General features: G+C 73.4%; 10 protein-coding genes. 4 read left to right on the plus strand and 6 right to left on the minus strand.

Translation table 11 applies throughout. From position 1 onward, the window contains the following. The first annotated feature begins 77 nt into the window (after positions 1-77). The 4 genes from DT057_RS17435 to DT057_RS17450 all read left to right on the plus strand — a co-directional run bounded on the left by DT057_RS17435 (position 78) and on the right by DT057_RS17450 (position 2,243). On the plus strand, positions 78-608 hold the full coding sequence (locus DT057_RS17435) for a MarR family winged helix-turn-helix transcriptional regulator (protein WP_128563372.1): 531 nt from the start codon (positions 78-80) through the stop codon (positions 606-608). Continuing rightward, positions 559-855, plus strand: a complete 297-nt coding sequence (locus tag DT057_RS17440) for an antibiotic biosynthesis monooxygenase family protein (RefSeq protein ID WP_128563373.1) — start codon at positions 559-561, stop codon at positions 853-855. Before DT057_RS17435 ends, DT057_RS17440 begins: the two co-directional genes overlap by 50 nt. 83 nt (positions 856-938) lie before the next feature. After that, complete coding sequence (locus tag DT057_RS17445; RefSeq protein ID WP_128563374.1) at positions 939-1,142, plus strand: hypothetical protein; 204 nt, start codon at positions 939-941, stop codon at positions 1,140-1,142. Between the two features lie 213 nt (positions 1,143-1,355). Further along, positions 1,356-2,243 (plus strand): cation diffusion facilitator family transporter, encoded by an 888-nt coding sequence (locus tag DT057_RS17450; protein ID WP_128563375.1) that lies wholly within the window; start codon positions 1,356-1,358, stop codon positions 2,241-2,243. A gap of 21 nt (positions 2,244-2,264) precedes the next feature. On the opposite strand, the gene DT057_RS17455 is transcribed toward DT057_RS17450, so the two are convergent. The 6 genes from DT057_RS17455 to treZ all read right to left on the minus strand — a co-directional run bounded on the left by DT057_RS17455 (position 2,265) and on the right by treZ (position 19,674). Continuing rightward, positions 2,265-3,473 carry a pyridoxal phosphate-dependent aminotransferase gene (locus DT057_RS17455; protein ID WP_128563376.1) on the minus strand — a complete coding sequence of 403 codons (1,209 nt, stop codon included), beginning with the start codon at positions 3,471-3,473 and terminating at the stop codon, positions 2,265-2,267. A gap of 86 nt (positions 3,474-3,559) precedes the next feature. Next, the gene (gene glgB / locus DT057_RS17460; protein WP_238314240.1) at positions 3,560-5,716 is read right to left on the minus strand and encodes a 1,4-alpha-glucan branching protein GlgB; all 2,157 of its coding nucleotides are present in this window, start codon (positions 5,714-5,716) and stop codon (positions 3,560-3,562) included. Positions 5,717-5,971: 255 nt separating this feature from the next. Further along, a complete protein-coding gene (gene treS, locus DT057_RS17465; protein WP_128563377.1) occupies positions 5,972-9,235 on the minus strand; it encodes a maltose alpha-D-glucosyltransferase in 3,264 nt (1,087 codons plus the stop codon). 163 nt (positions 9,236-9,398) lie between these two features. Beyond that, positions 9,399-12,809, minus strand: a complete 3,411-nt coding sequence (locus tag DT057_RS17470; protein ID WP_128563378.1) for a maltotransferase domain-containing protein — start codon at positions 12,807-12,809, stop codon at positions 9,399-9,401. Positions 12,810-12,884: 75 nt separating this feature from the next. After that, the gene (locus DT057_RS17475; protein WP_128563379.1) at positions 12,885-17,852 is read right to left on the minus strand and encodes a malto-oligosyltrehalose synthase; all 4,968 of its coding nucleotides are present in this window, start codon (positions 17,850-17,852) and stop codon (positions 12,885-12,887) included. Between the two features lies 1 nt (position 17,853). Beyond that, positions 17,854-19,674, minus strand: coding sequence for a malto-oligosyltrehalose trehalohydrolase (treZ, locus tag DT057_RS17480; RefSeq protein WP_128563380.1), 1,821 nt, complete (start codon positions 19,672-19,674; stop codon positions 17,854-17,856). Positions 19,675-19,866: the final 192 nt, after the last annotated feature.

The following is a 19,866-nucleotide window of genomic DNA, read 5'->3' on the forward strand; positions in this document are numbered from 1 at the left end:
GATTCGGCCGCGGGATCAACCGGGGCGCCGGTCGCCAGATTGACAACATGCTGTCGACATGACAACGTATTGACGTCATGCCGAGCCGCGTCCTTACCGATCGTCCCGCCGCCTTCACGGACCTCGTCCTCGAGGTGTTCCGCCTGAACGGCGCCCTGCTCGCGGCGGGCGACGGCCTGACGCGCGACCTCGGCCTCACCAGCGCCCGCTGGCAGGTGCTCGGCGCCCTCGCCCTGGCGGGGCAGCCCCTGACCGTGGCCGGCATCGCCCGCCGCATGGGGCTGACCCGGCAGGCGGTGCGGCGGCTGGTGGCGGACCTCGGGCGCGACGGCTTCGTGGGCCTCGATCCCAATCCCGACCACCGGCGGGCCTCCCTGGTCGTGCCCACCGGTGCGGGACGCCGGGCCTACGCGGCGGCGGGCCTGCGCCAGGCGGCCTGGGCGGAGCGGGTGGCCCGGGAATGCGACGTCGCATCCCTGACGGAGGCGGCGTGCCTGCTCCGGCGCCTGCGCGCCGCGCTGGAGCGGGACGAGGCAACGGGCGCGATGGAGACAGACGATGAGCCAGGTGGTGCTGATCAACCCGTTCGAGGTCCGGCCCGGCGATGAGGCGGCGGCTCTCGCGTACTGGGACCGGGCGGCCGCGCATCTGCGCGGGGCGCCCGGGTTCGTGTCGACGACGCTCCACCGCGCGCTGCGGCCGGACGCGCGCTTCCCGCTCGTGAACGTCGCGGCGTGGGCCTCGGCCGAGGCGTTCCAGGCGGCGGTGGGCAGCCCGGCGTTCCGGGCCCTCACCGGCGACGAGGCGGCGCGCTTCCCCCATCATCCGGCGCTCTACGCGATCGTGCGCACCTGAGGGACCCGGCTCCCTATGGCGGCGGGGGCGCCGGCGCGCCATCTCCGGGCCACGCGCCCCGCCACCGGCCCTGGAGGTCCGCCATGACGACGCAACCGACCCTCGACGCCGAGCTGATCGCCTGGTGGGAGTGCGAGGCCGCCCGGCTGGAGAGCCTCGCGGCCTCGGCCCGCTGGGGCTTCCTGCGGCGGCGCTACGAGCGCAAGGCCGCCGCCGCCCGCGCCCGGGCGCAGGTGAGCCGCGTGCGCGAGGCCGGCCGCCGGGAGCCCGCGCACCGCACCGGCTGAGGCCCCCGCCCGATAGCCCCGGCTATGACCTGTGCCGTGGCCTTCCGCCGGCCTCCCGCGTAAGGGAGCGGCGCGGTTCAGGCCCGGCCCGGTCGCGCGCGCCGGGCCCGGGGTGCGGCGCGCCGCGCCGTCGTCGCGCCTGAAGCATCGGCCCCCTCGCGAGAAGCCTCGACAGCGTCTCGGGCCGGTCCTCCCTCGTCTCGGATCGTCGCCATGGAACGCGCCCAAGCCGCCGCACTCGTCAGCGCCGGGCTCGGCCTCGCGGTGCTCGCCCTCAAGTTCGCCGCCTGGTGGCTCACCGGCAGCCTCGCCCTCTACTCGGACGCCCTCGAGAGCATCGTCAACGTGGTGGCGGCCGGGACCGCCTTCGTGGCCCTGCGGGTGGCGGCCCGGCCCGCCGACCAGGAGCATCCCTACGGCCACCACAAGGCCGAGTACTTCTCCGCCGTCATCGAGGGCGTCCTGATCGTGGTCGCGGCAGTGCTGATCCTGCGCGACGCCTACGGGGTGCTCCAGGCGCCGCGGGCGCTCGAGATGCCGCTCCTCGGCGTGGCGGTGAACGGGCTCGCCACCGTGATCAACGCGGTCTGGGGCTCGATGCTGCTCAAGCGCGGGCGCGCCTGGCGCTCGCCCGCGCTGATCGCCGACGGCCGCCACGTGATGGCCGACGTGGTCACCTCCGCGGGCGTCCTGGCCGGGCTCGGGCTCGCGGCCGCCACCGGCTGGCTGATCCTCGATCCGCTGATCGCGGTCGCGGTCGCGCTCAACATCCTGTGGTCGGGCTGGGGCATGGTGCGGGATTCGATCAACGGCCTGATGGACCAGGCCGCCTCCCCCGAGATGGTGACGCAGATCCGCCGGCTCATCTCGCTGCACGGCGAGGGCGCCCTCGAGGCCCACGACGTGCGCACCCGGCACGCCGGCCAGGCCACCTTCATCGACTTCCACCTCGTGGTGCCGGGCGAGATGACGGTGGCCGAGTCGCACGCCATCTGCGACCGCCTGGAGGCGGCCATCGAGGGCGCCGTGGAGGGCGCCGTGGTGACGATCCACGTCGAGCCCGGGGACGAAGCCAAGCAGCGCGGGGTGCCGGTGCTCTGAGGGCGGGGCGCCGCCCCCGTTTCAGCGCGGCATCAGGGCCGGCACCATCCGGCGCATCGCCTCCCGCAGGTCGTCGGCGCTCCGGGCAAAGCAGAGGCGCAGGAACCCCTCGCCCCCGGGGCCGAAGGCCGTGCCGGGCGCGAGGCCGACATTCGCCTCGTCGACGAGGCGCATCGCCAGCAGGCGGGCATCCGGCTCGGCGGGCACGCGCGGGAAGGCGTAGAAGGCCCCCGGCGGGTAGGGGAGCTGCACGCCGGGCACGGACCGCAGCGCGTCGCACACGATGGCGCGGCCCTCGCGCGCCTGCGCGATCTGGGCGGCCACCAGGGCCTCGCCCTCCCGCAGCGCCGTGACGGCGGCGTGCTGCAGGAAGGTCGCGACCCCCGAGGTGCCGTACAGGATCAGCCCCTCGACCGCCGGCGCGAGGGCGGCCGGCCCCTCGAGCCAGCCGATGCGCCAACCGGTCATGGCCCAGTTCTTCGAGAAGGTCTGGACGAACAGCACCCGGTCCCGGTCCCCGGGCTGCCAGACGTCGCGGATCGACGGCGCGCGGCCGAGGGCGGCGTGGTCCGGATCGAAGCTGAAGCGGCCGTAGATCTCGTCGGCGATGATCCAGAGCCGGTGGCGCCGCGCGATGGCGAGCAGGGCCTCGAGGTCGGACCGGGTCGCGGTCCAGCCCGTCGGGTTGGCGGGCGAGTTGACCACGATGGCGCGGGTGCGGGGCGTGACCGCGGCGGCGATGCGGGCGATGTCGAGGGACCAGCCGGCCTCGGGCTCGAACTGCATCGGCACCGGGACGGCGCGGGCGCCGAGGGCCGCGATGGCGCCGAAGAAGTTCGACCAGGTCGGCGACGGGATGACGATCTCGTCGCCCGGCTCGGCGGCGACCCGGATGGCGGTGTGGAAGGCGTGCATCCCGCCCACCGTGACGAAGAACCGGCCCGGATCGGCCTCATCGCCGTAGAGTCCCGTCACGTAGGCGGCGAGCGCCTCGCGCAGGGGGGCGATGCCGAGCATCCGCGTGTAGAAGGTCGCGCCGTCCCGGATCGCCCGCTCGGCCGCCGCGCCGATGAAGTCCGGGGTCGGCCGGTCGCCTTCCCCGACCCAGAGCGGGATCAGCCCCGGCCGGTGCACGCCGTAGGCGACGAGCTCGCCGATGCCGCTCGGCAGCACGCCGGCGGCCTCGGCGCTGACCGGGGGCATCGTGTCGGGCAGGAGCGTGGCGGTCATGCGGGGCGTCTCGAACCTTGCGAAAACGAAGGCGGCCCCGAGCCATGCCGCTCGGGGCCGTCGGATGCAAGCCGTGCCGGGGCGTCTCAGCCCTCGCGCACCAGGATCAGCGTGGCGAGCGGCGGCAGGGACAGGGTGAGCGAGCAGGCATGCCCGTGCGAGGGCTCGGGCACCGCGGCGACGCCGCCGTAATTGCCGACGTTGCTGCCGCCGTAGACCCCGGCGTCGGAGTTGAACGCCTCGCGGTAATGGCCCCCCGCCGGCACGCCGACGCGGTAGCCGTGACGGGCCACCGGCGTGAAGTTCGAGACCACGATGGCCACCTCCCCCTCCCGGCGTCCCTTGCGCGCCCAGGCGATGACGTTGTTCTCGGCGTCGTCCGAGACCAGCCACTGGAAGCCCCCCGCCTCCGTGTCGCGGGCGTGGAGCGCCGGCGTCGCGACGTAGAGGTGGTTGAGGTCGCGCACCATGGCCTTCAGGCCGGCATGGTGGGGATCCTCCAGCAGGTGCCAGTCCAGGCTCTGGTTGTGGTTCCACTCCCGCTCCTGGCCGAACTCGCCGCCCATGAACAGCAGCTTCTTGCCCGGGTGCCCCCACATGAAGCCGAGATAGGCCCGCAGGTTGGCGAAGCGCTGCCAGCGGTCCCCCGGCATCTTGCCGAGGAGGGAGCCCTTCCCGTGCACGACCTCGTCGTGGGACAGCGGCAGGATGAAGTTCTCCGAGAAGGCGTAGAGCAGCCCGAAGGTCAGGTCGTGGTGATGGTAGCGGCGGTGGATCGGCTCCTTCGAGATGAACCGCAGGGTGTCGTGCATCCACCCCATGTTCCACTTGAAGCCGAAGCCCAGGCCGCCGGTGTAGGTCGGGTGCGAGACGCCCGGCCAGGAGGTCGATTCCTCCGCCACCGTCATGGTGCCGGGGGCGTGGCTGTAGGTGGCCTCGTTCGTGCGGCGCAGGAAGTCGATGGCGTCGAGGTTCTCGTTGCCGCCGTACTGGTTGGGGATCCACTCGCCGTCGCGGCGCGAGTAGTCGAGGTAGAGCATCGACGCCACCGCATCGACCCTGAGCCCGTCGAGGTGGTAGTGCTCGAGCCAGAACCGGGCGTTGGAGGCGAGGAAGGCCGAGACCTCGGTGCGCCCGAAATTGTAGATGTAGGTGCCCCAGTCCTGGTGGAAGCCCTGGCGCGGGTCGGCGTGCTCGTACAGGTGGGTGCCGTCGAACTGGCCGAGGCCGTGGGCGTCGAGGGGGAAGTGGCCCGGCACCCAGTCGAGCAGGATGCCGATGCCGGCCTCGTGAGCCGCGTTGACGAACTCGGCGAAGTCGTCCGGCGTGCCGAACCGGCTGGTCGGCGCGTAGAGCGAGACCGGCTGGTAGCCCCAGGAGCCGTCGAACGGGTGCTCGGTGATGGGCAGGAGCTCGATGTGGGTGAAGCCCATCTCCTTGACGTAGGGGATCAGCCGCGCGGCGAGCTCCCGGTAGGTCAGGTAGCGGTTGCCCTCCTCGGGCACCCGGGCCCAGGAGCCGAGATGGACCTCGTAGATCGAGATCGGGCCGTGCCGGTGGTCGAGCTTGCCCCGGGACGTCATCCAGGCCTCGTCGCGCCACGCGGGCGAGGGCTGCCCGACGAGGCGCGAGGCGGTCTCGGGGGGCTGCTGGGCCGCGAACGCCACGGGATCGGCCTTCAGCGGCAGGAGCGCGCCGTCGGGCCCGCGGATCTCGAACTTGTAGTGGACGCCCTTCGGCAGTTCCGGGATGAACAGCTCCCAGACGCCGCCGTCCTGCCACAGGCGCATCGGGTGGCGCCGGCCGTCCCAGTCGTTGAAGTCGCCCACGATCGAGACCCGGCGGGCGTTGGGGGCCCAGACCGCGAAGCGGAAGCCCGGGATGCCGCCGATCGAGACGGCCTGGCCGCCGAGCACCCGGTGGACGGCGTCGTTGCCGACGTCGCGCAGGAGGCCGATCTCGAACGCGTCGAGGGTGGTGCCGAACTCGTAGGGGTCGCGGCGGGTGCGCTCGGTGTTGTCCCAGCCCTCGACGGCGATGCGGTAATCCGGCCGCTGCGGGTGCGGGAAGGCCGCGACGAAGAAGCCCGACGGGTGGCGCCGGTCCATGGGCACGCGCTCGTCGCCGACGAGCACCGTGGCGGCGCGTGCCTCGGGCAGCACCGCCCGCACCTCCCACTGGCCCGGGCCGACCTCGTGCGGCCCGAGCACCCCGAAGGGATCGCCGTGGTCGGCGCGCATCATCGCCTCGACGGCGTCCGGGTGCACGGCGTAGCTGCGCCCCTGCGCGGCCGGCCGCGCCGCGCGCGGGGGCGACGGCTCCGAGATCCGGGCGGAGGGCGCGGCCTGCATGGCGGCCGCCCGCCGGGTGCCGGCGGGCGCGCCCTGGGCCGGATCGGCCGGGGCGGCAGGCTCCTGCCGTGGGCTCGTCGCGGGCCGTGGCGCGGTCGGAGCCTGGCCGCGGTCCGGCGTCCTGTCGCGGGTCTCGTCGTCCATCATTCAGGCACCTTTCTGGTCTGCGAGGATGGCAAGCACGCCCCGGGCCGGGATCTCGATCCAGTCCGGGCGGTTGTTGGCCTCGTAGTCGATCTCGTAGAGCGCCTTGTTGAGCAGGCAGAGCCGCAGCAGGCGCTCGTGGGTGGCGTCGTCCGTGACGGCGGCCCGGCTGCCGCGGATCGCGGTGCCGTAAGCCTCCAGGAACGCGCCGCTCACCATGCTGCGCCAGGCCGCGACGGCGGCGACCGTGCGCTCACCCGCCTCGGCGAAGCGGGCCGTGAGCTCGCGGGTCACGGTCTCGCCGCCGTAGGCCAGGGAGCGCAGGATGCCGGCGACGTCGCGCAGCGGCGTCGACTTCGCGCGGCGCTCGTCCACGGGCCGGGACGGCTCGCCCTCGAAGTCGACGATGATCAGGTCGTCCTGCGAGGCCAGCACCTGGCCGAGGTGGTAGTCGCCGTGGATGCGGGTGCGGTGGGCGCCCTCGGGCGCCTCCCGGCCCAGAGCCTCGATCATGGCGGCGATCTCGGCGCGGGCGGCGAGGATCCGGGAGGAGGCCTCGCGGGCGCCCTCCGGGGCGCCGGGTCCGACGCCCTCGCAGCCCCGCAGCGCCTTCTCGGCCTGGCGGCGCGTGTCGGCGACGAGGACCGCGAGGTCGTCGGGCCCGAACGGCTCGGCCGCGAAGGCCGGGTCGTCGGTCTGCGTGGCCAGCGCCCGGTGCATCTCGGCCGTGCGCTGCCCGAGCAGGCTCGCCCAGCGCAGGTGCGTCGCGAAGGTCTCCTCCGGGCTCGGCGCCTCGCTCTCGGGCACGAGCACCATGGCGTCGAGGTCGCGGCGCAGGTACTCCCGCATCAGCGTCCACGCGTCGCCCTGGTTGCGCACGAAGGCCTGCAGCAGGGCCAGCGCCGTCGTGGTGCCGTCGGGCGCGACGTGCTCGACCACGCCGAGCAGGGCCGGCGTGTTGCGGAAGCCCGCCGCCTCGGTGAGGAAGCGGCCGACCTCCACCTCCGGATGGACCCCGTGCTGGAGGCGCCGCAGGAGCTTCAGCATCAGGCGCGAGCCGAAGGCGATCGAGGTGTTGCTCTGCTCGGCCGAGAGGCGGCGGATGTCGGCCGGGTCGAGCTCCATCTCCGGGTCGAACAGCGACGTCGCCTGGAACCGGATGGTGCCGTTCTCGGACGGGAACTCCCGGTTGCGCCGGATGCCGTCCACCATGGCGAGGGCGAACTCGGTCGAGGAGGCGGCGCCGTAGAGGAGGCCCATGCGGGCGCCCCGCCGCACGCGGGCGACCGCGTGCCCCATCAGGGGCTCGTCCTCCCGGCCCTCGTCGACCGCGAGCGGCACGAAGTATTCCTGCGTCTCGCCGTTCGCGAGCGAGACCGAGAGGCGCGGCAGCAGGAAGTTGTCCTGGCCGCCGCGGTTCTTCAGGGCGGCGCTGTCGACGACCTCGACGGAGCGGATGCGCGAGCCCTTGGCGCCGAACCAGCGCCGCGAGCCGATGAAGAGGGGCGCGACGGTGCGCTCGAAGGCGTGGCGCTCGCGGCCCTTCATCAGGGTCTCGACGCCCCCGGTGAGGACGAGCGTGAACAGCTCCATCGGCTCGGGCTTCGGCCCGATCGCGCCGGCATGCGCCGTCGAGAGCGAGAACCAGTAGAACCCGTAGGCCGGCAGCGTCAGCAGGTAGGGCAGGTCGCCGATGGGCGGGAAGGAGGTGCCCCCGGTGAGCTCCACCGGCACGGCGGTGCGCAGGTCCGAGAGGTCGAGCTGCACCGCCTGCGGCGCCCGCGACAGGTTGGCGACGCAGAGCACGCGCTCGTTGTCGTGCTCGCGGATCCAGGCCAGCACCTTGCGGTTGTCCGGGTAGAGGAAGCGCAGCACCCCGCGGCCGAGGGAGACGTGGTTGTTGCGGATGGCGATCATCCGCCGCGTCCAGTTGAGGAGGCTGGTCTGGGCGCGGGTCTGGGCCTCGACGTTGACGGCGTCGAAGCCGTAGATCGGGTCCTGGACCGTGGGCAGAAACAGGCGGGCGGGGTCGGAGCGCGAGAAGCCGCCGTTGCGGTCGGGCGACCACTGCATCGGGGTGCGCACGCCGTCGCGGTCCCCGAGGTAGATGTTGTCGCCCATGCCGATCTCGTCGCCGTAGTACAGGACCGGCGTCCCGGGCATCGACAGGACCAGGAACTTCATCAGCTCGATCTTGCGCCGGTCGTTGTCGAGCAGCGGCGCGAGCCGGCGGCGGATGCCGAGGTTGATGCGGGCGCGCCGGTCGGCGGCGTAGAAGCTCCAGAGGTAGTCGCGCTCCTTGTCGGTGACCATCTCGAGGGTCAGCTCGTCGTGGTTGCGCAGGAAGATCGCCCACTGGCAGCCGTCCGGGATCTCGGGCGTCTGGCGCATGATGTCGGTGATCGGGTGCCGGTCCTCCTGCGCGATCGCCATGTACATCCGCGGCATCAGCGGGAAGTGGAACGCCATGTGGCACTCGTCCCCGTCGCCGAAGTACTGCGCGGTCTCCTCGGGCCACTGGTTGGCCTCGGCGAGCAGCATGCGGTCGGGGTAGCCCTCGTCGAGGGCCGCCCGGATCTTCTTGATGACCGTGTGGGTCTCGGGCAGGTTCTCGCAGTTGGTGCCGTCGCGCTCGATCAGGTAGGGGATCGCGTCGAGGCGCAGCCCGTCCACCCCCATGTCGAGCCAGTAGCGCATCACCTCGATCACCGCCTCGAGCACCCGCGGGTTGTCGAAGTTGAGATCCGGCTGGTGCGAGTAGAACCGGTGCCAGTAATACGCCTTGGCGACCGGATCCCAGGTCCAGTTCGAGGCCTCGGTGTCGAGGAAGATGATGCGGGTGTCGGTGTACTTCTCGTCGGTGTCCGACCAGACGTAGAAGTCGCGCCACTTCGAGCCCTTCGGGGCGTTGCGGGCGCGCTGGAACCAGGGATGCTGGTCCGAGGTGTGGTTGATGACCAGCTCGGTGATGACCCGCAGGCCGCGGTCGTGGGCCTCGCGCACGAAGCGCCGGAACTCGCGCATCGAGCCGTAGGACGGGTTGATGCCGCGGTAATCCGCGATGTCGTAGCCGTCGTCCCGCAGCGGCGAGGGATAGAACGGCATCACCCAGATCGCCGTGACCCCGAGGTCGCGGATGTAGTCGAGCTTGGCCGTCAGGCCGTCGAAATCGCCGATACCGTCGTTGTTCGCGTCGAAGAAGGACTTGACGTGGACCTGGTAGATGATGGCGTCACGGTACCATTGCGGATCGCTGCGATCGATCATCGCGTCAGAGCCTCACTCGATCGGGTCGCGGCGCCGGGCTTGAACGCTTGCGCGGTGCTTCGCTCAACGCGGGGCGCCAGGGGATTGTTCGGGGACGGCGGGGCGGGTCGGCTCCGACGCGGCGACGGGCGGGGCCGACCCGCCCGCACCCAGCGAGGCCCGGCTACGCGGCTCCGTGCTGCCACGCCTCGGCCGGGACCGCAACCCGCCCGGGGCGGCGCAGGCGCCAGATCACCACCGAGCGCTCGGCCGGATCGAGGGCGATGCGGTGGGTCTTGCCGCGCAGCTCGAACCGGTAGCCCTGGATCAGGTCCTCGACCTCGACCGCGCCGTCGTCGGGCAGGCCGAACTCCCAGAGCGGGACCTCGTAGGTGCATTCCTGGCGGCTGCGCGGGTCGAGGTTGACCATGCAGAACACCACGTTGTCGCGCTCGGGCGTCATCCGGACGTAGGCCAGGATCTGGTCGTTGCCGGCGGGCGTGAAGGCCACGTTGCGGAAGTCCCACAGGGCCGGGTTCTCCCGGCGGATGCGGTTGAGCGCGATGATGTGGTCGCGGATGTTGCCGGGACGGTCGTCGTCCCAGGCCCGCAGCTCGTACTTCTCGGAATCGAGGTACTCCTCCTTGCCGGGCACCGGCGTGCCCTCGCACAGCTCGAAGCCGTTGTAGATGCCGTAGACGCTCGACAGCGTGGCGGCCAGCGTGCCGCGCACGATGAAGCCCGGCCGGCCGCTCGTCTGGAGGTAGACCGGGTTGATGTCCGGCGTGTTGGCGAAGAAGTTCGGGCGGTAGTACTCGCCCATCTCGCCGGCCAGCTCGGTGGAGTAGCTCGCCAGCTCCGCCTTGGTATTGCGCCAAGTGAAGTAGGTGTAGCTCTGCTGGAATCCGGCCTTGGCGAGCTTCTTCATCATTTTTGGGCGCGTGAAGGCCTCGGCCAGGAACAGCACGTCCGGGTAGCGGTCGTTGACGTCGCGGATCATCCACTCCCAGAACGGGATCGGCTTGGTGTGCGGGTTGTCGACCCGGAAGATCCTGACTCCGAGCTCGACCCAGCCGACGACGATGTCGCGCAGCTCGACCCAGAGGCCCGGCAGCCCGCCCTTGTAGAAATCGACGTTGACGATGTCCTCGTACTTCTTCGGCGGGTTCTCGGCGTACTTGATGGTGCCGTCAGGACGCCAGTCGAACCACTCGGGATGCTGCTTGATCCAGGGATGGTCCGGCGAGCACTGGATGGCGAAGTCGAGGGCGATCTCCATGCCGTGGGCGTGGCTCGCCGCGACGAGGCGCCGGAAATCGTCGACGGTGCCGAGCTCCGGGTGGATCGCCTCGTGGCCGCCCTCCTCGGAGCCGACCGCGTAGACCGACCCGACGTCGCCCTCCCGGGCCTTGAGCGAGTTGTTCTTGCCCTTGCGGTTGGTGCGCCCGATCGGGTGGATCGGCGTGAAGTAGAGCACGTCGAAGCCGAGCTCGCGGATCGCCGGCAGGCGGGCCACGACGTCGTCGAAGGTGCCGTGGCGCCCCGGGTCGCCCGATTGCGAGCGCGGGAAGATCTCGTACCAGGCCGAGAAGCGGGCGGCCAGGCGGTCGGCCACCACCTCGAGCACGACGGGGTAGCGCGTGAGGTTGACCCGCTCGGCGTTGCGCCGGATCAGGCTCGCCTGCGCGAGGAGGCGCCGGAGCTGGGCGGCCGAGCCGGCCTCCTCGCCCTCGAGGGCGGCCACGAGCCCGGCGAGGGCCGCGGCGTCGCTCCCCTCGGCCAGCGCGGCGGCGCTCCGGGCGAGGGCCACGCCCTCGATGGTCTCGAGGCGAACGTCGATGCCGGCGGCCCGCTTCTTCTCGAGGCCGCGCAGCCAGGACGAGAAATCGTCCCGCCAGGCCTCCACGGTGTACTCGTAGCGGGTGTTGCGGCCGAGGGGGAAGTGGCCGCCCCAGCGGTCGTTGTCGATGAACACCATGGGGTCGCGGCGCCACTCGGTCTCGCCGGCCGCCCGCGACAGCACCGCGGCGTCGATGACGTCGTGCCCGTCCGTGAAAATGTCGGCCTCGACCCGCACGCGCTCGCCGACGATGCGCTTGATGGCCGAGCGGCCGCCGTCGATCTCGGGGCTGACCGCCTCGATCAGCACCCGCCCCTCCCCGTCCGGGACCGCCCGGCGGGCCTTGCGCCCGGCCGAGGAGGCGATGCGCCGCGCCGACAGGATGTGCAGGGCGCCGGGCGGCAGGTCGAGCGCCTGGTCGGCCCGGAACGCCAGGGGCGCGGCCTCGGGCGTCAGGTCCTCGAACGGGCCGAACTCGCCGCCCGTGCGGGCGATCAGGGGGGCGGGGTCCACCGCCACCGGCGCGTCGGTGGGGTTGAACAGCACAACGACGGCGTTCCCGGCCGAGCCCGGATGGCCGGTATCGACGCGGGCGAGGGCGAGGTAGGGCGCGTCCGGCGCCGAGAGACGCCACTGCGCGCCCTCGACGTTGGCGGCCGGGAGGTCGGCCCGCAGCCGGTTGATGGCGGCGACGAAGCCCGAGATGTCGATGCCGCTGTCGCTCTCGCGGCTCTCCGGGGTGCTGTCGACCACGTGGAGGGCCCGCCGGTAGCCCCACTCGTAGCCGATGGGCATCAGCACGCCCGCCGAGAAGAAGGCCGCGAGGGCGTAGCGGGCCTTGAGGAGTGCCGCCACCGCGGCCGGGTCGCGGCCCGCGGAGGCCGCCAGCCGCGGCATGTCGTGGTTCTCCGGGAAGGCGATGGAGGGCGCGATGGTGCGCAGGCGCTCGTACTGCTCGAGCGCCCAGGACGCCTTGAGGTCCCACCAGGCGAAGGAGTTGAAGAGGTAGTCGAAGCCCGCCTCGGCGGTCGCCCGCGCCTCCTCGAAGGTGCAGCCCAGGGTCTCGGCCGCGAACAGGGCGGCGTGGTCGCGGGCCTTGGCCCCGCCGATCAGGGCGCGCCAGACCTCCGGCGGCACCTTGTAGGCGGCGTCGCACCGGAAGCCCGCGACCCCGAGGCCCTGGAGCCGCGCCACGTAGCCGTCCCAGTACTCGGTCAGCGCCGCCCGCGGCCCCTGCGCCCCGTAATCGAACTCCGCGAGGTCGCCCCAGACCGTGACCTTGCCCGGGTCGTCGGGATCGACGGCCGCCGGGCTCACCGGCGCCCCGTCCGCGTCGCGCACGAAGAAGTCCGGCCGCTCGCGCACCAGCCGGCCGTCATTGGCGGCGTGGTTGACCACGAGGTCGGTCATCACCTTGAGGCCGTGCCGTGCCGCCTCGGCGCAGAAGGCGCGGACCTGCTCGTCGTCGGGCGTGCCGTCCTGGTCGCGCAGCCGCTCGTCCAGGCTCTCGGGATCGGCGACCGCGTAGAGGGAGCGGGAGCCGCCGGTCTGGTGGAACGGGTTGAGGTAGACCCAGTCGAAGCCGAGGCCCGCGATGCGCGGCAGCTCCGCGCTCCAGGCCGCGACCCGCCCGACCAGCAGCGGGAACAGGTTGTAGATCCGCGGCCCGGCCGCGAGCGGCGCCAGCGTGGCCGGGAGGGGCGTCACGTCCCTGGTGCGCCGGGCGGGCTTGGTGCTGGTGCGGGGTGCGTTCATCGGGCCCGATCCTGCCTGCTGTCGTTGTCGTGAGCGCCGTCGTCCGCGCGGACCGGCAAACCGGTCCGCATCGGTTCAGGCCGCCGCCTGGCGCAGTACCGCGAGGGGCAGCCGGCGGAACAGGCGGTCGACCCGAAGACGCCCGCCCTCGGGGCGAAGTTCCTCCCCGGTGACGAGATCGCGCCAGAGGCTGCCGTCCGGCACCGGCAGGGTCGTGGCCGCGAAGGCTTCGGCGAGGCGGCCCGGATCACCGGCGCGCCCGGCCACCCGCCGGGGCACCACCACCAGGAGGTCGCCGGCCTCGGACCCCGCGGTCGCGTCCTGGCGCAGGTAGGCCACGACCTCGCCCGCCCCCTCGCCGTCGGCCGCGACCGGCGCGTAATCCGCCTCGGCGTAGAATCCCGGCCAGGCGGCGCGGTCGGCGAGCAGGCGCGCCAGCACCCGCTGCTTGATGCGCCCGTCGGGCCAGGCGGCCAGGAGCGCGTCGAGGTCCGCCTCGTCGGCGAGCGCCCGCTCGCGCTCGTCGTAGTCCACGGGCCGGCGGTTGTCGGGGTCGACGAAGGAGAAGTCCCAGAACTCCGTGCCCTGGTAGATGTCGGGCAGGCCCGGCAGGGTGCACTTGAGCACCGTGCGGGCGAGACCCGTCACCATGCCGGCCCGGGCGAGGGCCCGGGCGAAGGGCCGGAACTCGGCCAGGAAGGCGGAGCCGGGCGCCACGAGGGCGTCGAAGAGCCGCGCGACCGCGCCCTCGTAGGCCTCGTCCACGTTGACCCAGCTCGACCGGCGCTTGCCCTCCCGCATGGCCTTCTCGGCGTAGGCGCCGAGCCGCGCCCGGAACGCCGTCACGGCCCCCGGGTCGGGATCGTCCTCCAGGAGTTCGAGGGGCCAGGCGCCCAGGATGGCCTGGAGGAACATCCACTGGTCGTTGGCGTCCGGCGCCGTCTCGCCCTCGACCTCGCTCAGGTGCGGCCCGGCGAGGCGGCTCCAGCGCTCCCACTCCGCCTGCCAGGCCTCGGGCAGCTCCGAGAGCGCAAGCAGGCGGGTGCGGGCGTCCTCGCCGCGCTTGGTGTCGTGGGTCGCCGTCGTGATCATGGCGTTCGGCCAGTCGCGGGCCCGGGCGGCCTGGAGCGCGTGGAACTGCTCCGCCGGCAGCCCGTACTCGCCCGGATCGCCCCCGACCTCGTTGAGCGCCAGCAGCTCGACGAAGCGGTAGAACAGCGTGTCCTCGAGGCTCTTGGCCATCACCGGGCCGGTGAGCTGCTGGAAGCGGCGGCGGAAGCGGCGCACCACCTCGGGGTCGGGCCGGCCCGGGCCCTCCGTGTCGATGCGCCCGAGGAGGACGTTCTGGGCGAAATCGTGCACGGAGCGGTCCGGCAGCCGGGAGCGGCGCTTGGCCTTGCGCACCGTGTCGCCGATGAGCTTGATGTCGCCGGCCTCGATCTCGTTCTCGTCGAGCTCCTGGGGCAGGTAGCTGCGGTAGACCGGGAAGCGGGCGATGATCTCGGACAGGGCCTGGCGCAGGGCGTTGACCGAGAAGTCACGGGTGCGCCGGTCGGCGTCGGCGACCTGCTTGAGGTCGGAGGTCAGCACCTCGAGCTCGCTCGCGAAGCTCGTCTCGAGGATCTCGGCCTTCACGGTGCGCAGGAGCCAGCCGTAGGGGTCGTCGACCCCGGTGGCGCGCGCGTAGAGCGCCGCGACCTCCCGCCGCCGGTCCCGGTCGACGAAGAGCCCGTCGATCTGGTTGAGCACGTCGTAGCCCGTGGTGCCGGCGATGGGCCAGGGCCGCAGGCGCTCGCCGGGCTCCAGGATCTTCTCGACCACGACGTAGAAGCCCGGGCCGAGGGCGGCCTGGAGGGCGCGGGCGTAGGCCGCCGGGTCGGCCAGGCCGTCGATGTGGTCGATGCGCAACCCGTCGATCCGCCCCTCGCGGATCTGGCGGAACAGCATCGCGTGGGCGCCCTCGAACACCCGCGCATCCTCGACCTTGAGGCCCGCCAGGGAGTTGACGTCGAAGAAGCGGCGGTAGTTGATGTCGCTCGCCGCCACGCGCCAGTGCGCGAGCCGGTAGGATTGCGCCTCCAGGATGCGGTGGAGCGCTCCGAAGCTGTCGGGGTGGCCCTTGAAGCCGTTCACGAGCGTCACGGCCCGATCGATCGCGGCCTGGAGGCCGGGCGAGCGCTCGACCGCCTGCGCGAGGCGCTGCTTGAGCCCCTCGGCCTCCCCCGGGAAGGCGGCGAGGCGGTCGGGGTTCGTCTCCTCGCCCATGCGGCGCAGCCGCTCGGAGATCGACAGGACCTCGGCCGAGCCCTCGTCGCCGACCACCGGCAGGGCGGCGAGCGCCCGGTCGAGCACGATCGGGTAGCTCAGCGGGCAGACCGGGAAGCGGTGCTCGAAGTGCCAGACGCTGAAGCCCCCCTCCGCGGGGTCGAAGGCGAGCGTCAGGTTGCCGTTCTCGAGGGCCTCGCCGTAGCGGTCGCCCAGGAAGGGCACCACCAGCTTCTGGCCCGCGCCGAGGCGGCCCCAGTCGATGTCGAAGGCGTTCGCGGCCGGGGACAGCGCGCCCCATTCGAGCACCGAGAGCCACCACGGGTTGTCGGCCCCGCCGACCCCCATGTGGTTCGGCACGATGTCGAGCAGGAGCTTCAGCCCGTGCTCCCGCAGCCCGTCGCTGAAGCGCACGAAGGCCTCCTCGCCGCCGAGCTCCGGGTTGATCTCCCGGTGGTCGACGATGTCGTAGCCGTGCATCGAGCCCGGCCGCGCCTTGTGGATCGGCGAGGCGTAGACGTGGCTGATGCCGAGCCGGGCGAGGTACGGCACGATCCGGGCCGCGTGGTCGAAGGTGAAGTCCTTGTGGAACTGGAGCCGGTAGGTCGCCCGCGGCGGCGGCGCCGAGAGGCGCGCCGCGCCCGAGCGGGGCCCGCGCTGCTCGGACGCGAGGGCCGCGGCGAGCTTCGCCAGGGGGCCGCCCGGGGCCGCGATGGCGTCGAGGTCGCGGTCGAGCTTGCGCCGCCAGTTCGGGTAGCCGTCGGTGATGCCCGGCATGTTGGCCTGGGTCACCTCGCCGAGCACGTCCTCGTACTGGACGGCGGTCAGCACGGACGGGGCCCGGGCGAGGAAGCGGGCGGCGGCCTCGAAGGGCGCCAGCTCCGGCGGCTCGGCGGCCGGCAGCAGGCCCTCCTGCGCCAGCGTCTCGGCGAGGCGGCGGCGCTCGTGCACCCGCTCCTCGCGCTCGGCGCTCGCCCGCTCGGCGTCGTAGAGGCCGAGCGACTGGCGGAGTTCGGTGTCGACGCCGCGCCACCAGCCGACGAAGGTCGGCAGGTCGTGGGTGGTGATGGCGCAGAGGGCGTCGCGCGGATACTCGGCCGGGCGCTTGAAGGCGCCTCCCTCCCCGCGCTCGAAGGTCAGGATGCGGTAGCTCAGGATGCCGGCCTGCATCAGGGCGTCGGAGAAGCCGGCCGGCGCCGTGCCGAGATCCTCCGCGATGACGAGGCACTTCGCCCGGTGGCTCTCGAGCCGCAGCACGGCCAGCATCGCCTCGAAGGGCATCGCCACGTAGGCGCCCTCCCGGGCGCCCTGCCCGACCGGGATCAGGAACAGGCGGGCGAGCTGGAAGGCGTGGTCGATGCGGATCGCGCCGGCGTGGCGCATGTTGGCCTGGACCAGGGCCCGGAAGGCCGCGAGGCCGTCCCGCTCCAGCGCCAGGGGATCGAAGGGCGGCAGGCCCCAATCCTGCCCCCCGGGGGCGAGCACGTCCGGGGGCGCCCCGATGGAGAGCCCGGCGGCGAAGCGCTCGGGGTGCGACCAGATCTCCGAGCCGCCCCGGTCGGCGCCGACCGCGAGGTCCCGGTAGAGCCCGAGCCGCATGCCCGCCGCGAGCGCCTGGGCGGCCGCGGCCGCGAGCTGGCGGTCGGCGAGGAACTGCAGCCAGACGTGGTAGGCGATGCGCTCCTGGTGGGCGGCCGCGAAGGCCGCGACCTCCGGCGTGCCGTTGCGCCGGTAAGGCGCCGGCCAGTCGCCGAGCCAGTGGGCGCCCTCGGCCCGGAAGTGCTCGGACAGGGCCTCGAAGGTCGCGTGCGCCTCGAGGCTCCCGCCGCCCGCGGCCCGGAAGGCGAGGAACTCCGTGTCCCGGCCGGCCCGGGCGCGGGATTCCTGCCACAGGGCCTCGAGGACCGGGCCGAGAACCTCCCAGACCCCCGCGTGGTCGACGAGCGAGGCGTCGCGCAGGCGCTCGACCTGCGGGCGCGCCTCCGCCAGGAGGAGGGCGGCGCGGCTGCCGGCGAAGCCCGGCAGGGAGGCAGGCTCGAGGTAGAGCGTCTCGAGGACCAGACGCGAGGACGGCGAGTAGGGCGAGACCTTCTGGCGGTCGGTCGGGAACAGGGCGTGGACCGGGCTCAAGCCCAGGAAGGCGGCGCCGCGGGCGCCCGCATCCGCCGCCGCCCGGCCGGCATCCGCGTAGGTGCCGATGCCGAGGTTCCGCTCGGAGCGCAGGCCGTAGAGCTGCGCGGCGAGGCCCCAGTCGCGGGCGCCCTCGTCGCCGAGCGCCCGCGGGCGCCAGCAGCGCTGGGGCGCGGCGATCACCGTCGCTTCCGCCCGCTGGTCGCCCAGGGTGACGGAGAGGCGGTGGTAGCCGGGCGTCAGGGGCGGCAGGTCGAAGCTCGGCTCGCCGTCGCCGGCCGACACCGGCGTGCGCCCGTCCCGCGCGCTGCCGCGCTCGTCGAGGAGGCGCCAGCTCAGGATGCCGCCCGGCCCCGTTCCCGGGGATCCCGCGCCCGGGGATCCCGCGCCGAGGCGCACCGGCACCCGGGAGGCGCGGCGCGCCTCGACCGGCAGCAGGGGCGGCACGAGGCCGTCGCGCAGGGCCTCGACCTGCGCGAGGCTCGCCCGCGCCTGCGCCTCGGTGTCCGCCGGCAGGCCGAGGGCGGCGAGGACGCCCCGGCGAACGGCGAGGGGCGTCGCGACGTTCTGGCCGAACGCATCGGTGTAGTCCGCGGCGATCCCGACCCGGTCGGCCAGCCGCGCGACGACATCCTCGAGCACCGCCATCTCACGCCACCTCTTTCAGGAACACGCCGGACCAGGGCGGGAGCACGAGGCCGCCATCCTGCTCCTGGGCGACCGCCGGCGAGTGCCAGAGGACCCGGCCGGCCGCACCCGCGACCTCGTAGGGCTCGCCCCCGAACGCCGCCACGAAGCGCAGGGAACCGCCCGCGTACGCCCAGGTCACGTCGACGACGTCGGGACGCGGCAGCCGCGCCGTGCCGCCCCGCCAGGCGGTCTTCGTCAGCGGCACGATCTCGGCCTGGCGCAAGGCCAGCAGGGCCCGGGTGTCGGCCAGCACCTCGGCGTGGGGCGAGCGCTCCCGCTCGGACCAGTCGAGCACCGAGGCCCGGAACGTCGCCTCGGCGGTCGGGTCGGGGATCGTCTTCGCCTTCTCGTCGTCCGCGAAGGCCGCGAAGCTCTTGAACTCGCGCCGGCGCCCGTCGCGCACCGCCTTGTTCAGCGCCTCGTCGGGCGCGAAGTCGACGAAGAACAGGAACGGCGTCGAGGCCGACCATTCCTCGCCCATCCACAGCATCGGGATCTGGGGCGCCAGCAGCAGCCCGGCGCGGGCGAGGGCGAGGCGGTCCGGATCGGCGATGTGGCTCAGGCGCTCGCCGAGGGCGCGGTTGCCGACCTGGTCGTGGTTCTGCAGGAAGGTCACGAAGGCCGAGGGCGGCAGGTGGCCGGACGACTCCCCGCGGGGATGGCCGCCGAGGGTCTTGAACGGCTCGCCCTGGTAGGCGAACCCCTCCGCCAGGCTGCGGGCGAGGTGGGCGACCGGCCGGTCGGCGAAGCTCTCGTAGTAGCCGGCCTCCTCGCCGGTCAGGAGCACGTGCCAGCCGTGATGGGTGTCGTCGGCCCATTGCGCGCTGTGGCGGACGGGGCGGCCGCCCGCGTCGCGCTCGAGCCAGCGGGCCTGGTTGGCCTCGTTCTCGAGCATCAGGTGGATCTGCCGGTCGGGCAGCGCCCCCCGGATGCGCTCGGCCAGCTCGGCGATGAAGTGGGTCGGCGAATCGTCCAGGATCGCGTGCACGGCGTCGAAGCGCAGGCCGTCGACGTGGAACTCCTCCAGCCAGTACAGGGCGTTGTGGATGAAGTAGTCGCGCACCACCGCGCCGCTGGTCTCGCCGTCGAAGTTGATGCCGGCCCCCCAGGGCGTCTGGTGCCGCTCGGTGAAGAACGAGCCGGCATAGGCGTGCAGGTAGTTCCCGGCCGGCCCGAAATGGTTGTAGACGACGTCGAGGAAGACCATCAGGCCGAGCCCGTGCGCCCTGTCGACGAGGCGGCGCAGGTCGTCGGGCGTGCCGTAGGCGGAATCGGGGGCGTAGGGCAGCACGCCGTCGTAGCCCCAGTTGCGGCGGCCCTTGAAGTCGGCGAGCGGCAGGAGCTCCAGGGCCGTCACGCCGAGGTCGCGCAGGGCCTCGAGCTTGTCCGCGAGGGCGGCGTAGGTGCCCTCCGGCGTCGCGGTCCCGACATGCGCCTCGTAGATCACCGTCTCCTCGAACGGGCGCCCGGCCCAGCCCTGGTCGCTCCACGCGAAGGCGCCCGGGTCCACCACGGCGCTCAGGCCCGCGACGTCCTCGGGCTGGAAGCGCGAGGCGGGGTCCGGCGCCACGAGGTCGCCGTCGATGCGGAAGCCGTAGCGCGCCCCCGCGCGGACGCCCGGCACCACGAGCCGCCGCCAGCCTCCGCCGGCGTCGGGCATGGGCCGCTCGCCCTCCTCGAGGACGAGCGCGACCGTTCCGGCGGTCGGGGCCCAGAGGGCGAAGCGCACGCCCTCAGGTCCGATCTCCGCGCCGAATGGCATGCTGTGGGCGCGCCGCATCGGGCCACCATCCTTCAATCGTGAGCGTGCGTGAGTGGCGAGGGCTGCCGGTCAGGAAATCCGCCCGGTTCCGCTTGGTTCCGCACCGCAGCGAGGGCGAGGCGCGTGCCTGACCGGCGCCCGGTGGCGGGCCGGCGCGCAGCCGGCGGCGAGCCGGCCGGGCGGGCGCGGCCCGGGGGGGCGCCGGGAAGC

The organism is Methylobacterium crusticola, assembly GCF_003574465.1.
GTDB classification, from domain to species: Bacteria; Pseudomonadota; Alphaproteobacteria; order Rhizobiales; family Beijerinckiaceae; genus Methylobacterium; species Methylobacterium crusticola.